We start from the raw sequence: 13606 nt of genomic DNA on the forward strand, positions 1-13606 counted from the left end.
CTCCGGCGGGGCTCAGGCGTCGAGCTTGTACGCCTGGATGGAATCGGCGAGCTGCGAGGCGAGTTCTTCCGCGTCCAGACGGCGTTCGATGAGTTTGAGGTCCTCGATCTTCGCGGCGAGTTCCGGGTTCCTGGCGGCCAGGAGGGTGCAGCAGTCCTCGTCCGGGAGTTCGGAGATCTCCAGGGTGCCGATGCGGCGGGCCTCGGCGATCACCTCGGATTTGTCCAGGCCGATGAGCGGGCGCAGGATCGGCAGGTCCACCGCGCTCTCCTGGGCGACGATGTTGGCCATGGTCTGGGAGGACACCTGGCCGAGGGAGTCGCCGGTGACCAGGGCGCTGGCCTTGTGGCGGCGGGCCACCTCGGCGGCCGTCTTGAGCATCAGGCGGCGCTGGGCGATCATGGCCAGGCGGTCCTGGCCCGAGGCGCGGATCGACTGCTGGGCCTTCCCGAACGGGACCACCCAGAGGCGGGACCTGCCCTGGAACGCGTCCAGGCGGCGGACCAGCGCATACGCCTTGTAGATCGACTCCGAGGTGGTGAACGGGATGCCGGAGAAGTGCAGGAAGTCCACCCGCAGGCCGCGGCGCATCATCCGGTAGGCGGCCACCGGGGAGTCGATGCCGCCGGACATCAGGACCAGGCCGCGACCGCTGGAGCCGACCGGGAGCCCGCCCTGGCCGGGACGGCCGTTGGTGTAGAGGAAGACCTCGTCGCGGTCGACCTCGATGGAGACGGTCAGCTCGGGGTGGCTGAGGTCGACGGGCAGGCCGTAGGCGTCGTGGAGTTCGCCGCCGACGAGGCGGTCGAGCTCGCTGGAGCGCAGCGGGAAACGTTTGTCGCGGCGGCGGGAGCGGACCGCGAAGCGGGCCCTGCGGGCCACCTCGGGGGTGTCCCTGACCAGTTCGAGCGCGGCTTTGGTGACCACGGAGGGGTCCTTGGCTACGCGCCAGGCCAGGTGGACCAGGACGATGCCGGGGACCTCGCTGACCCGGGCCGCGACCGCCTCGGCGATCTCGACGCCGGTGCCCTCGGGCAGGAACAGCGCGACGACGCCGTGGCGCTGCCGGATGTCGAGCTGATAGTCCTTGAGCGCGAATTTGATGTTGGCCCGCAGCCGCTGCTCGAACACCTCGCGGTTCCGGCCCTTGAGGATGATTTCGCCAAGCTTGAGGAGAACACAGGGCTCGCCCAGCGCGGTCATGGTCATTGCTGCGTTCCTCCGGAGGGGTGCGACCTTCCCACTTTAGTCCAGGTCGGCCAGGCCCTTCTCGATCGCGTATCGCACCAGCTCCACCCGGTTGTGCAGCTGGAGCTTGCTCAGCGTGTTCTGCACGTGGTTCTGGACCGTCCGGTGGGAGAGCACCAGGCGCTCGGCGATCTGCCGGTAGGAGAGCCCCTTCGCGACCAGCCGCAGGATCTCGGTCTCCCGGTCGGTGAGGCGCGGCCCGTCGTCCTCGGCGGCCTTGGGCTGGGCGGCCAGCCGCCGGTACTCGCCCAGCACCAGACCGGCCAAGCCGGGCGTGAACACCGCGTCCCCGTCCGCGGTCCGCTTGACCGCGTCCAGGAACTCCTCCCGGCTCGCCGATTTCACCAAATATCCGGACGCGCCTGCTTTGACGGCTTCGAGGACGTCGTCCTGCTCGCCGCTGGCCGACAGCACCAGGACCCGGGGCGGGTGCTCGGAGGCCCCCAGCCCGCGCGCCACCTCGACCCCGGGCAGGTCGGGCAGTTGCAGATCGAGGATCACCAGCTCGGGCCGGACCGCCGCCGCGATGCGCAGGGCCTGCCGCCCCTGCCCCGTGGTCGCGACGATCTCATACCCGGCCTCTCCGAGATCCCGCGCCACACCCTCGCGCCACATCGGATGATCGTCCACCACCATGACCCTCATGCCGTCACTATTAACAAGAAAACCGTCCCATAGCCAGCCGCATCACCGCCGATCAGGCGACCCACCGTTGCGGCCGTCCAGATCACGCCTTTCTTATTAAAACGGCACCGACATCTCGATCTCGGTGCCGTCCGACGAAGAAAGGATGGTGACGCTCCCGCCGAGATCGGCGACCCGGCCCCGGATCGACTGGGAGACCCCGAGCCGCCCGTCGGCCGCCGCCGCCGCCAGCCGCCCCTCGGGGATGCCGGGCCCGTCGTCGCGGACGGTCACGACCACCCGGTCCGGTTCGCTCTCCACCAGGATCCAGGCGCGGGCGTGCTCCCCGCAGTGGCGGCGCACGTTGTCCAGCGCGTTGCCGACGGCGGCGGTGAGCTCGTCCACGGCGCGTGGAGAGAGCGGCACCGGGTCGGCGGGGGTGGCCACGGTGACCTGGGCCGAGCCGTACCGGCGCAGGGCGTCGCCCAGGTCGGAGCGGTCGGCCGGAGCGCGGCGGGCGGGCACGAAACGGCGGCGCGAGCGCAGGGAGCGGTCGGGGCGAGGGCCTGATCGGATGAGTTCGCGCAGCACGGCCTCCTGCTCCCCGGCCAGGCGGCCCAGGTCGGCCGCCTCGCCGCCGATCTCGGCGCCGCGCCGCTGGACCAGCGCCAGCACCTGGAGCACCGAGTCGTGGATGCCCCGGGCCAGGCGTTCCCGCTCCCGTCCGGCGGCCTCGATCTCGATGGCCCGCTGCATGCGCTCCTCGGCCTGCTTGGCCAGCCGGGCCACGTGGCCGATCACGATCCCGGCCAGGAACAGCAGCACCGCGCCGTTGACCGGCACCGCGGCCAAGTCGAAGCCGCGCACGCCGCGCAGCCACAGGTCGGCCACCGACATCACGGCCGCCGCGACGCCCCCGCCGCGACGCCCGGAGTACACGCCCCAGGCCAGGACCGGCGCGGCCACCCAGGTGGCGGTGACCGGCATGGTGTTCGCGGTGGCCTGGGGCCCCTGGACGTACACGGTGGACAGCAGGCAGGCGGCGCTGAGCAGCAGGTCGAGCGTGAGCAGCGGCCAGCCGCGCAGCGCCTCGACGGAGTAGGCGTAGGTCGCGGCGGCGGTCCAGCCGGCCATCACGCCGATGACGATCCACCCGGTCACCGGGTGGGCGTAGCCGCCCGACTGCAGCAGCAGGATCGCCGCGTATCCCAGCGACGCGATCCGGAAGACCGCGATGGCCCGCCAGAAAGGCCCTTCGATCCCCATCGCCACGCTCCCAATGTACGGCTCCGACAGATCATCCAAACAATCCGACAATGATCACATAAAGGCGCGGACATCATTTGTCGCCGAGAAGTATGACAAACCGTAATCAATCACAGCGATATTCGGCACTTTCGGCTGACATAATCCAAAATTCAACCGTACAAAAGGAGCATGCATGTCACATATCAACCACTTTGCACATGGGTGGGTGACGCCCGTGCTCGCCTACCTGATGTCCGTGGTTGGATCGCTCCTAGGACTCATGCTGACCGCGCGGGCCCGCTCGGCCGAGGGCTCCGCGCGGGTGCGCTGGCTCATCGGCGGCGCTCTCTCGATCGGCGGCACCGGGATCTGGGTCATGCACTTCATCGCGATGATGGGCTTCGACGTCCCGGGCACCCTGATCCGCTACAACGTGCCGCTCACGATCGTGTCCTTCGTGATCGCCGTCGCGGTCGCCTTCGGCGGCCTGCTGGTGGTCTCGCGCGGCGGCGGCCGGGCGCTCCCGCTGCTGGTGGGCGGGCTGATCACCGGCGTCGGCGTGGCCGCCATGCACTACACGGGCATGTTCGCGATGAACATGTCCGGCCAGGTGAACTACGACATCCTGGTCGTGGCGATCTCCGTGCTGATCGCCGTCGTGGCCGCGACCGTCGCCCTCTGGTTCACCCTGCGCGTCGAGGGGGCGCTGGCCACCATCGGCGCGGCCCTGATCATGGGCGTCGCGGTGAACGGCATGCACTTCACCGGCATGTACGCGATGAGCGTCCGCCTCCAGGAAGGCCTGTCCACCGGCGGCGCCGAGGCGATCGACTTCCTGCTCCCGCTCCTGGTGGGGATCAGCCTGCTGACCGTGGGCCTGCTGCTCGCGGTGCTGCTGTCCCCCTCGGCGGCGGAACTGCGCGAGGACGCCGCCATCCTGGCCCGGCTGGAGAGCCGCCGCCAGAGCCAGAACGGGACCCTACCGCCGCCGGTCCAGGAACCCACGCGGAAGGACTCGCTCTTCACGCCCAGGAACCAGTAGGCCCGCGCCCGCCAACCGGGCGCGAGCCGTGTGTTCGATCTAGCCGAAGAAGACCTCGGCCTCCTCGTAGCGGTGCGGCGGAACCGTCTTGAGCTCGGCCGTCGCGGCGTCCAGGCCCACCCGGACGATCTCGGTGCCCTGCAGGCCGACCATCTTGCCGTAGTCGCCGTCGTGCACGGCGGTGATCGCGGCCAGGCCGAAGCGGGTGGCCAGCACCCGGTCGTACGCGGTGGGGGTGCCGCCGCGCTGGATGTGGCCGAGCACGGTGGTCCTGGCCTCCTTGCCGGTCCGGCGCTCGATCTCCTGGGCCAGCCGCTCGCCGACGCCGCCCAGCCGGACGTGCCCGAACGCGTCGAGGTCGCCGGTCTGGACCGCCATCTGCCCCTCGATCGGGTGCGCGCCCTCGGCCACCACGATGATCGGCGAGTAGCGGGTCTTGAAGCGGGACTCCACGTACTCGCAGACCTTGTCGATGTCGAACGGCTTCTCCGGGATGAGGATCACGTTCGCCCCGGCGGCCATGCCGGCGTGCAGCGCGATCCAGCCCGCGTGCCGGCCCATGACCTCGCAGATCAGCGCGCGGTGGTGGGACTCGGCGGTGGTGTGCAGGCGGTCGATGGCCTCCATCGCGATGTTGACGGCCGTGTCGAAACCGAAGGTGTAGTCGGTCGCGTTCAGGTCGTTGTCGATCGTCTTGGGCACGCCGACGACCTTCACGCCCCGGTCGAAGAGCTGCTTGGCGACGCCGAGCGTGTCCTCACCTCCGATGGCGATCAGCGCGTCCACTCCGTGGGTCTCAAGGTTTTCCTTGATCCGCTCGACGCCACCCTCGATCTTGATCGGGTTGGTCCGCGACGATCCCAGGATCGTGCCACCGCGCGGCAGGATGCCACGCACCGCCTGGACGTCCAGCGTCATCGTCTCGCCTTCCAGGGGACCTCTCCAGCCGTCCCGGAATCCGACGAACTCGTGACCGTAGACGCCGGCCCCCTTCCGCACCACCGCGCGGATCACCGCGTTCAGGCCGGGACAGTCCCCACCACCGGTGAGCACTCCAATACGCATGTCGGGTTCCTCCATATGGATAACGCGGCCAGACTAGTCGGGACGCTGACGGGAGGCATTCTGCCTCCTGGTGACAACAATGGTCTAGACCAAAAAGTGAGGCTCCGTGGGTGTTTTGGCGATAGACGCTGGCACGACCGGGGTCACCGCCCTCGTGGTGACCGAGGATGGGCGAATCGACGGCCGCGGGTACGCGGAGTTCGCTCAGCACTTCCCGGAACCCGGGTGGGTGGAACACGCCCCCGAGGAGATCTGGCAGGCGACGCTGGCAGCCTGCCGTACCGCGCTTGACCAGGCAAGTACCCCGCCCCGGTGCGTCGGAATCACCAACCAGCGGGAGACGGCGGTGCTTTGGGACCGGCGCTCGCTGGCCGCGCCGCGGCGGGCGATCGTGTGGCAGGACCGGCGATCTTCGGCGATCTGCGCGCGGCTGCGGGAGGCCGGGCACGAGCCTCGTGTGACGGAACTCACGGGGTTGCGGCTCGACCCTTACTTCACCGGGACCAAGCTCACGTGGCTGGCGGAGAACGATCCGGTCGAAGGGGATCCGGCGATCGGGACGGTGGATTCCTACCTGATCGCCCGGCTCACGGGCGGCGCGCGGCATGTGACCGATCCGTCCAACGCGTCCAGGACCCTGCTGTACGACATCGTCGCGGGCGCCTGGTCGCCGGAGCTGTGCGAGCTGTTCGGGGTGCCGATGGACGCGCTGCCGGAACTGGTCCCCAACTACGGGGAGATCGGCCGGACCGATCCGGATTCGTTCCTGGGGCTCGACCTGCCGATCAGCGGGCTGGCGGGCGACCAGCAGGCGGCCCTGTTCGGGCAGACGTGCTTCACCCCGGGCGACGTGAAGTGCACCTACGGCACGGGCTCCTTCATCCTGGTCAACACCGGCGACCAGGTGGTCAGGTCGGACGCGGGGCTGCTCACGACGGTCGCCTGGGAGGACCCTTCCGGCAACCGGACGTACGCCCTGGAGGGTTCGATCTTCGTCACCGGTTCGGCGATCCAGTGGCTCAGGGACGGGCTCGGCATCCTGGACACGGCGGCCGAATCGGAGGCCGTGGCGAGGTCGGTGCCGGATTCGGGCGGGGTGGTCTTCGTGCCCGCGCTGACCGGCCTCGGCGCGCCGCACTGGGATCCTGAAGCGCGCGGCACGATCTTCGGCCTGACCCGGGGGACGACGAAGGCGCATCTGGTCCGCGCCACCTTGGAGGCGATCGCGTTCGAGGTGCGCGACATCGTGGCGACCATGGACGTCAGGGTCATGAAGGCCGACGGCGGGGCCAGCGCGAACGATCTGCTCATGCAGCTGCAGGCCGACCAGCTGGGCATCCCGGTCGAACGCCCGGTCATCCAGGAGACGACCGCGCTCGGCGCGGCCTTCCTGGCCGGGCTCGGGGTCGGCGTCTGGTCCTCCCCCGAGGAGCTCCGCAAGACCTGGCACCTGGACCGGCGCTTCGACCCCGGCGCCGACGACGGCACGGCCTACGCCCGCTGGCGGCGCGCCGTGGACCGCTCACGCGGCTGGGCCTGACCCCACCACACAACTCGGCGACCCGAGGGCGATCACCGCGCCGGTCGGCTCGGGCACGCCGCCGGCCAGCCGGAACTCGGCCACTTCGCCAGAGTGCTGGTTGGCGACGTAGAGCTTCTTTTCGGTGAGCCTCCCGTCGGCGAACGCGAAGTGCCGCGGCCAGGTCCCTCCGCTCGGCACCTCGGCGACCAGTTCCAGGGTCTCCGGATCGAACACGGAGATCGTGTTCGGTCCCCGGTTGCCGACGTAGAGATGCTCGCCGTGCAGTTGGAGATGCGAGGGATGGTTCTGGAGGTCGGTCCGGGTCGCGGGGGTCCGCGCGAGTTCCTTCCAGTCCGTGTCGTACGCCCTGACCACCCCGTCCAGCTCCCCCACGAGATACCACCGGTCGTCCCGGCAGTCCATGTGCCGGGGTCCCGAGCCGGGGGTGAGCCGCACCGGCGGCAGCACCTCGACCTCGTCGTCCACCTGGTAGCGCCGGATCTCGTCGGTGCCCAGGTCGCTGACGTGCAGGATGTTGTCGGGGTCGAAGACGGCCTGGTGGGCGTGCGGGCCGAGCTGCCGGTCCAGGTCGGGGCCGGAGCCGTGGTGCGGGAACTCCAGGGCGGGGCCGTCGAAGCGGCCCTCGGCGTCGAGGCGGTGCAGGCTGAGCACGCCGTCCATGTAGTTGGACACGGCCAGCCAGGCTCCCGCGGGGTCGACGGCGGCGTGGCAGGGGGAGGCGCCGCCGCTGGACCGCGATTCGATGGTCTCGAAGCCCTGGACGACGGAGATCCGGCCGTCGTCGATCTCGCTCACCACGTACAGCAGGGGAAGTTTCGGATGCGCGGCCAGGAACGAGGGAGCGGTCACCGGGATCCCCCCGACGACGGCGAGCTCGCCGTCCACCACGGAGACCTTCGACTCATAGCCACCGACATACACACCCACGCAGAGCTCCTTGTTTCAGCCGACAGGCCCGCACATTAGCCCACCGGGGCAATCCAGGCTATTGTTGCCTAAGTCAACGGATTCGTTGAGGAGAGCAATGGATATGATCGCCGAGGTCCGGGCCTTCAACCGCTTCTACACGGCGGTGATCGGAATGCTCCGATCTGGAATGCACGACTCGCCCTACTCGCTCACCGAGGCGCGAGTGCTGTTCGAGCTCAACCGGTCCGCCGGAGACGTCGAGGTGGGCGAGATCAAGCGCTTACTGGGACTGGACGGCGGCTACCTCAGCCGGGTGCTGGCCCGGCTCGAAGGCGACGACCTGGTCCGGCGCGAACGGTCGGCGGCCGACGCCCGCCGCCAGGTGGTCACCCTCACCGCCCAGGGCCGCGACACCTACGCCCACCTGGACGAACGTTCCGACGCCGAGGTCGGAGCCCTGCTTGACGCCCTCCCCGAGCGCGACCGGGCCCGTCTGGTGGCCAGCATGAGCACGATCCGCGAGATCCTGGGCGAGAAATCCGACAAAGCCCCCTACGTCATCAGACCTCCGCGGCCCGGCGACCTTGGCTGGGTAGTCTCCCGCCACGGCGCCGTCTACGCCCGGGAATATGGCTGGGGTCCCGACTTCGAGGCCCTCGTCGCCCGCATCTGCGCGGACTTCCTGGACAACCAGTCCGACCCAGGCCAATCCGGCTGGATCGTCGAAGTCGACGGCCATCGCGCGGGCTGCGTCTTCTGCGTGCGCAAGGACGCCACCACCGCCCAGCTCCGCCTGCTCCTGGTCGAACCCTCGGCCCGCGGCCTGGGCATCGGCTCCCGCCTGGTCGAGGAATGCCTGCGCTTCGCCCGCGACGCCGGCTACCAGACCATCATGCTCTGGACCCGCGACCCCCTCACCTCCGCCAGAAGGATCTACGAATCAGCGGGCTTCAAACTCACGGCCGATGAGCCCGGTGAAGGTTTCATGGAGCAGTTCTGGGAGCGCCCGCTCTAATTCCCATCTTCACGGATGGAAGGAGTGGTCCGGGCGGCTCAGGTGCGGAACGGACCGGTGACCTCGTAGGTGACGCCGGAGCGGTTGGAGCCGGTGGTGCCGCGCTGGGAGGAGAAGTAGAGGCGGTCGCCGTCGGGGGCGAAGGCCAGGCCGGTTATCTCGGATCTGCCGTGGCCGACCAGGCGGAGGAACGGGGCGACCTCGCCGTCGGCGGTGATGATGTTGATCTCCATGTTGCCGCCGTCCTCGGCCACGAACAGGTCGCCGGAGCGGGAGACGTACACGTTGTCGACGCCCTTGAGGGGGGCGTTGGCGTCGTAGAGGATGGAGAGCTCGCGGGCGGCGGCGTCGTAGGCCCAGACGCGGTTGTCGCCTTTGGTGGTGAAGTAGCAGAAGCCGCCCGAGTAGTAGCAGCCTTCGCCGCCGTTGAAGCGGATCGCGTTCTCGACCTGGTCGCGGGTGGGTTCGTACGACGCGGACGGGTTGGGGATCCGCCGCCACCGGACCGGCCCCGGGCCGTCGCCGACCATGACCTCCAGGACGCCGGTGGTCAGATCGCCCCAGTCCTGCGGGCGGAACCGGTAGAAGCAACCGTCCGGCTCGTCCTCGGTCAGGTAGACGACCTCGCGGTCGGGGTCGCAGGCGGCGGCCTCGTGCTTGAAGCGGCCCATGGCGAGGCGGGGGGCGGCGGCGCGGTAGCCGTACGGGTCGCATTCGAAGACGCGCCCGCGGACGGTCTCCTCGCAGGACAGCCAGGTGTTCCAGGGGGTCGCGCCCCCGGCGCAGTTGCGGTCGGTGCCGGACAGGATGCGGTAGCCCGTCTTGATCGTGCCGTCCGGCCCGAAGCGGAGCGCGGAGACGCCGCCGACCACGGGGACCTCGGAGTTGGAGACGTAGATCCACCCGTCGCCGTCGGCGAAGCAGGCCCCGCCGTCGGGGGCGGGATGCCAGGTCAGGCCGCCGACGCGCTGCCCGGAACGGCCGACCACGCGGCTGGTGAACCCTTCCGCCAGGGCGATGGCGTTCTTGTCGGGTTTGGCCAGCGCGCCGTAGGGTCCCTTGCCGCGTACGGCACCACCGGCGCGGGCCGCCGCCGTGGGAGTGGGCGACGGGACGGCCGAAGGCGTGGCGGCGGGGGCGGGCGCCGCGCAGGCGGACCGCCAGAGTGAGCCGGTGAGCGCGGCCAGGGCCCCCGAGCGGACGAACGTGCGGCGCAACATAATCTCCTCCCACTACGGCACGCTACGCGCGACGGGTCTCGCCAGTCGATCGAACGCGCATGAACGCCCGGGGAATCCGCACGGTTCTCGCACCCAAACTTTGCGCAAACCGTGGCCTCCCCCCTGGTGAACGGCCCTTACAGTGATCGTCGCCATGCCTTACCGCGGAGCGCCGAGATGACCAGCGCCATCACCGACAGAACCAGCTCGCCCACCATCACCAGGCGGAAGGCGCTGGTCTTCCTCGACCCCGACGAGCCCGGCCGGCGTGCCCCGGAACCGGCGCGGCGGCTGGTGAGCGCGCTGCGCGGCTGCGGGTTCGAGGTGGACGCGCCGCAGAGCCTGGACAGCCGGGACCACCAGCGGCTGAGCACCTTCCTGGACGAGGGCGCGCCCGGCGACCTGCTGCTGGTGCGCTGGCCGCGCACGGCGCTGTGGAGCGGCAGCGACTTCACCACGCTGATCCGCGGCTTCGGCGCCAGGGCCGGGGACTCGGCGGCCTCGGCGCTGCTGATGGTGGTCGACTTCGGCTGGATCGGCGGCGCCGCCGCCGACGAGCCCACGGTCAGCACGCTGCTCACCCCGCCGGGCGTGGCCGCCGCCGCCCTCACCACGGGCCTGGCCATCGGCGCGGAGGTGCGGCCCGGCGGCCTCTCGCTGACCGAGGTGGTGGCCACCGGCCTGCTCGACGGCGCGACCGACCTGGACCGGGATGGAGTGATCTCGGTCGGCGACCTGCTGGCGCACGCGCTGGCCGTGTTCGGCGAGGACGCCGAGTTCCAGCCGCGCCTGCTCACCTCGGCCGAGGGCCTGGAGATCCCGGTCGCGCTCACCCCGCCCGCCCCCGGCTCCGGCATCCCGCCCGAGCTCGCGCCCGCCCGCGACCGGGTGGGCGGCCAGCCCACGTCCGCGGAGCGGCTGGTCGGCATGGTGTACGACGAGTATCTGGGCGCGGACGCCCAGGCGCTGCTGCGGCGCGGCTCGCTGCTGGCCGACGACGAGGAGCTGACGCCGGAGGTGGCCGGGCTGCTGACCGGCCGCCCAGAGGCGCGGGCCGAGCTGGCCGAGTGGCGGCTGCTCGGCACGGGCATGCCCTTCGTGCATCCGAGCGTGGCGGAGGCCGGGCGGGCCCGGCTCACGGCGGCCGAGCTCGACGAGGTGCCCGGGGTGCTGCGCCGGTGGCGGGCCGGACACCGGACCGTGCAGCCCCGGGCCCGGCTCACCCCCGACCGCTGGACCATCGACGACGGCCTCGGGCATCGGGTGTACGCGGAGGCGATCGCCGCCTTCGTCCGCCATCCGGAGACCAGGCCGCCGCTGACGATCGGCATCAAAGGGCCGTGGGGCACGGGCAAGACCTCGCTGATGCGGATGATCCAGAACGATCTGGACCCGGGGGCCGCAACCGGGAACCCGGGGCCGATCCAGCTGCCCCGGGCCCTGTCGGCCCGGCCACCGTCGCGGCTGCTCAAGCTGGCGGGGCGGCTGTGGCCCGGCCCCGACCGGGTGACCAATGCCGAAGTCCGGAACTGGGCGAAACGACCGCCGGAGCCGTTGTCCGAGGCGGCGGCCGGGGCAAGCGGGTGGCGGCCGACCGTGTGGTTCAACCCGTGGATGTACCAGAACGGCGAGCAGGTGTGGGCCGGTCTCGCGCACGAGATCATCACCCAGGTCACCGCGCGGCTGCCCCGGGCCGAGCGGGAACGCTTCTGGCTGCGCCTCAACCTGGCCAGGATCGACCGAGAGGTGGTCAGGCGCCGGGCCTACCGGCTGGCGGCGCTGCGCCTGGTGCCCACCGCGCTCGGCCTGGCCATGGCGCTGCTGCTGGCGGGCGCCTCCCAGCTGGCCACGCCGCTGCTCCCGGCCCTGGAGGGCACCGCCGCCGCGATCTCCTCGGCGGGCGCCCTGGCCGCGGTGGCCACCGGCTGGGTACGGCTCGCGCGTTTCTTCACCGAATCCGCCGATACCGCCTTCACCACCCTGGTCCACCCGCCCGACCTGTTCGCGCCCCCACCGGAGACCGGCGACCTGCTCGCCGAGCCCGGCTACAGCGCCAGGACCGGCTTCCTGCACCTGGTCCAGACCGACATGCGGCACGTGCTCGGCCTGGTGGCGACGGAGGAACGCCCGCTGGTGGTGTTCGTGGACGACCTGGACCGGTGCTCGTCCGGCACCGTGGCCCAGGTGATCGAGGCGATCAACCTGTTCCTGGCCGGGGAGTTCCCCGACTGCGTCTTCGTGCTGGCCATGGAGCCCGAGGTGGTGGCCGCCCACGTCGAGCTGGCCTACCGCGACCTCACGGAGTCGATGCCGGAGAGCCTCCGCCAGGGCATCGGCTGGCGGTTCCTGGAGAAGATCGTGCAGCTGCCGCTGTCGGTCCCGCTCCTGGCCGACGACACCCGCCTACCGGCATATGTCCGAGCTTTGATGGGAATTTCGGACACGCGACGCATGCCCGAAATGCGGGTGCCGCAGCAGCAGCCGCAGAACCTCGACCAGGAGCTGGTGGCCCGGCTCGAGCACGCGATCCGCGCCCGGCGGCCCCAGGCCGACACCCTCGACTCGATCGCCAGGGCCACCCAGCACGTCGTCGGCGCGCCCGCCGAGACCGCGGGGACGCTGGGCGGGCTGTGGCGGGAGACGCGCGCCGCCGCCGACCGGGTCTTCGACGACCTGTACAGCGACGAGAACGCCTACCGCGCGATCGAGGTGGCGCTGCCCGCCCTGTCGGCGAGCAACCCGCGCGAACTCAAGCGCTACGTCAACGTGTTCCGCTTCTACTCGTTCGTCACCTACCGCCAGCGCCTGGCCGGGGAGCGCCCGGCGAGCGACGCCGAGGTGGCCAAGCTCTCGGCGCTCACCGTGCGCTGGCCGCAGCTGCTGTCCCTGCTGACCCGGGACTGCCCGGTGCGGAACGAGACCACGCTCGGCCTGCTCGAACAGGCCGCGCGTGCGGATGACTGGGTGGAAACCGCCCAGCTGGTCGGAGTGCCGGCGGAGGCGAGCGCGCCCCTCAGGGCGCTGCTCGCCTCCGGCCCTCCGGTCGCCGATCTGGCCAGGCGCCTGCTCTAACGCTGGGCCTGGATCATCCAGTGGTGCTTCTCCAGGTCCCGGGTGAGACCGATGAGGAGATCCTGGGTGACCGGGTCGGGCCGCTCGGTGGCGTCGATCCGCTTCCGCATCCGCCGGATGATCGACTCCAGGATGTCGGTCATCGCGGCGATGACCTTGCCGTCCTCGATCGGCCCCGCGTCCAGGTGCGGCACCTGGCTGTCGTTGGCGATCGTGGTGGCGCGCCCGTCCGGGCTGACGCCGATGGCGACGGCCCGCTCGGCGACGAGGTCGGCCGTCTTCCTGGCCATCTTGACGATGTCGTCGAGCTGCAGGTGGATCGAGCGGAAGAAGCGCCCGGTCAGGTTCCAGTGCGCCTGCTTGCCCACGAGCGACAAGTCGAGGAGGTCGAGCAGGGCGCCCTGCAGCGCCTCCCCGGTGATCTTCTTGTTCTCGGCGGTCAGAAGGCTGGTAATTGGAGCCATGCTTGGTCCTTCCATCGAGATTGAGGGTTATTCAAAAGGAGCCCGGCGCGGTTCGACGAGTCGCGCCGACCTGCTGGGACGTCGCGAGGGCGACCTTTTGAATAATCCTCACTGACCTATATCGGTCAACCCGAAAAGGGCCGACCCTGTTCCGTA

General features: G+C 70.6%; 11 protein-coding genes. 4 read left to right on the top strand and 7 right to left on the bottom strand.

The window, feature by feature from the left end:
* Positions 1-12 precede the first annotated feature (12 nt).
* The 3 genes from thiI to ABGB08_RS24610 form a co-directional block, all read right to left on the bottom strand.
* Positions 13-1209, bottom strand: coding sequence for a tRNA uracil 4-sulfurtransferase ThiI (gene thiI, locus ABGB08_RS24600; protein WP_347594107.1), 1197 nt, complete (start codon positions 1207-1209; stop codon positions 13-15).
* Between the two features lie 36 nt (positions 1210-1245).
* A complete protein-coding gene (locus tag ABGB08_RS24605; protein ID WP_347594109.1) occupies positions 1246-1893 on the bottom strand; it encodes a response regulator transcription factor in 648 nt (215 codons plus the stop codon).
* Positions 1894-1989: 96 nt separating this feature from the next.
* Positions 1990-3138, bottom strand: coding sequence for a DUF5931 domain-containing protein (locus ABGB08_RS24610; RefSeq protein WP_347594226.1), 1149 nt, complete (start codon positions 3136-3138; stop codon positions 1990-1992).
* A 175-nt stretch (positions 3139-3313) separates the two neighbouring features.
* Here ABGB08_RS24610 and ABGB08_RS24615 point away from each other — a divergent pair, with 175 nt between their 5' ends.
* Positions 3314-4162 carry an MHYT domain-containing protein gene (locus tag ABGB08_RS24615; RefSeq protein ID WP_347594111.1) on the top strand — a complete coding sequence of 283 codons (849 nt, stop codon included), beginning with the start codon at positions 3314-3316 and terminating at the stop codon, positions 4160-4162.
* 39 nt (positions 4163-4201) lie between these two features.
* Here the strand turns inward: ABGB08_RS24615 and ABGB08_RS24620 are convergent, their stop codons facing one another.
* A complete protein-coding gene (locus ABGB08_RS24620) occupies positions 4202-5227 on the bottom strand; it encodes an ATP-dependent 6-phosphofructokinase (RefSeq protein ID WP_347594113.1) in 1026 nt (341 codons plus the stop codon).
* 106 nt (positions 5228-5333) lie between these two features.
* Between ABGB08_RS24620 and ABGB08_RS24625 the strand changes: the two genes are divergently transcribed.
* Complete coding sequence (locus ABGB08_RS24625; protein WP_347594116.1) at positions 5334-6767, top strand: glycerol kinase; 1434 nt, start codon at positions 5334-5336, stop codon at positions 6765-6767.
* Here the strand turns inward: ABGB08_RS24625 and ABGB08_RS24630 are convergent.
* Positions 6750-7697: a beta-propeller fold lactonase family protein gene (locus tag ABGB08_RS24630; protein ID WP_347594118.1), complete on the bottom strand. Its 948-nt coding sequence runs from the start codon at positions 7695-7697 to the stop codon at positions 6750-6752. The two genes, ABGB08_RS24625 and ABGB08_RS24630, sit on opposite strands and share 18 nt — an antisense overlap.
* Before the next feature lie 103 nt (positions 7698-7800).
* On the opposite strand from ABGB08_RS24630, the gene ABGB08_RS24635 reads away from it, so the two are divergent.
* Positions 7801-8694: a helix-turn-helix domain-containing GNAT family N-acetyltransferase gene (locus tag ABGB08_RS24635; protein ID WP_347594120.1), complete on the top strand. Its 894-nt coding sequence runs from the start codon at positions 7801-7803 to the stop codon at positions 8692-8694.
* 38 nt (positions 8695-8732) lie between these two features.
* Here the strand turns inward: ABGB08_RS24635 and ABGB08_RS24640 are convergent, their stop codons facing one another.
* The gene (locus ABGB08_RS24640) at positions 8733-9914 is read right to left on the bottom strand and encodes an alkaline phosphatase PhoX (protein WP_347594122.1); all 1182 of its coding nucleotides are present in this window, start codon (positions 9912-9914) and stop codon (positions 8733-8735) included.
* A gap of 177 nt (positions 9915-10091) precedes the next feature.
* Between ABGB08_RS24640 and ABGB08_RS24645 the strand changes: the two genes are divergently transcribed.
* Entirely contained in the window at positions 10092-12986 is a 2895-nt protein-coding gene (locus ABGB08_RS24645) for a P-loop NTPase fold protein (protein ID WP_347594124.1), read from the top strand.
* Here ABGB08_RS24645 and ABGB08_RS24650 read toward each other — a convergent pair.
* Complete coding sequence (locus ABGB08_RS24650) at positions 12983-13450, bottom strand: DNA starvation/stationary phase protection protein (protein WP_155355804.1); 468 nt, start codon at positions 13448-13450, stop codon at positions 12983-12985. The two genes, ABGB08_RS24645 and ABGB08_RS24650, sit on opposite strands and share 4 nt — an antisense overlap.
* Positions 13451-13606: the final 156 nt, after the last annotated feature.

The sequence above is a fragment of the Acrocarpospora sp. B8E8 genome, assembly GCF_039871605.1.
GTDB classification, from domain to species: Bacteria; Actinomycetota; Actinomycetes; order Streptosporangiales; family Streptosporangiaceae; genus Acrocarpospora; species Acrocarpospora macrocephala.

Coding starts and splice junctions, on each gene's coding strand:
- ABGB08_RS24635 (WP_347594120.1), top strand. CDS start 7,801: ATGATCGCCGAGGTCCGGGCCTTCAACCGCTTCTACACGGCGGTGATC.
- ABGB08_RS24615 (WP_347594111.1), top strand. CDS start 3,314: ATGTCACATATCAACCACTTTGCACATGGGTGGGTGACGCCCGTGCTC.
- thiI (WP_347594107.1), bottom strand. CDS start 1,209: ATGACCATGACCGCGCTGGGCGAGCCCTGTGTTCTCCTCAAGCTTGGC.
- ABGB08_RS24645 (WP_347594124.1), top strand. CDS start 10,092: ATGACCAGCGCCATCACCGACAGAACCAGCTCGCCCACCATCACCAGG.
- ABGB08_RS24605 (WP_347594109.1), bottom strand. CDS start 1,893: ATGAGGGTCATGGTGGTGGACGATCATCCGATGTGGCGCGAGGGTGTG.
- ABGB08_RS24640 (WP_347594122.1), bottom strand. CDS start 9,914: ATGTTGCGCCGCACGTTCGTCCGCTCGGGGGCCCTGGCCGCGCTCACC.
- ABGB08_RS24650 (WP_155355804.1), bottom strand. CDS start 13,450: ATGGCTCCAATTACCAGCCTTCTGACCGCCGAGAACAAGAAGATCACC.
- ABGB08_RS24610 (WP_347594226.1), bottom strand. CDS start 3,138: ATGGGGATCGAAGGGCCTTTCTGGCGGGCCATCGCGGTCTTCCGGATC.
- ABGB08_RS24620 (WP_347594113.1), bottom strand. CDS start 5,227: ATGCGTATTGGAGTGCTCACCGGTGGTGGGGACTGTCCCGGCCTGAAC.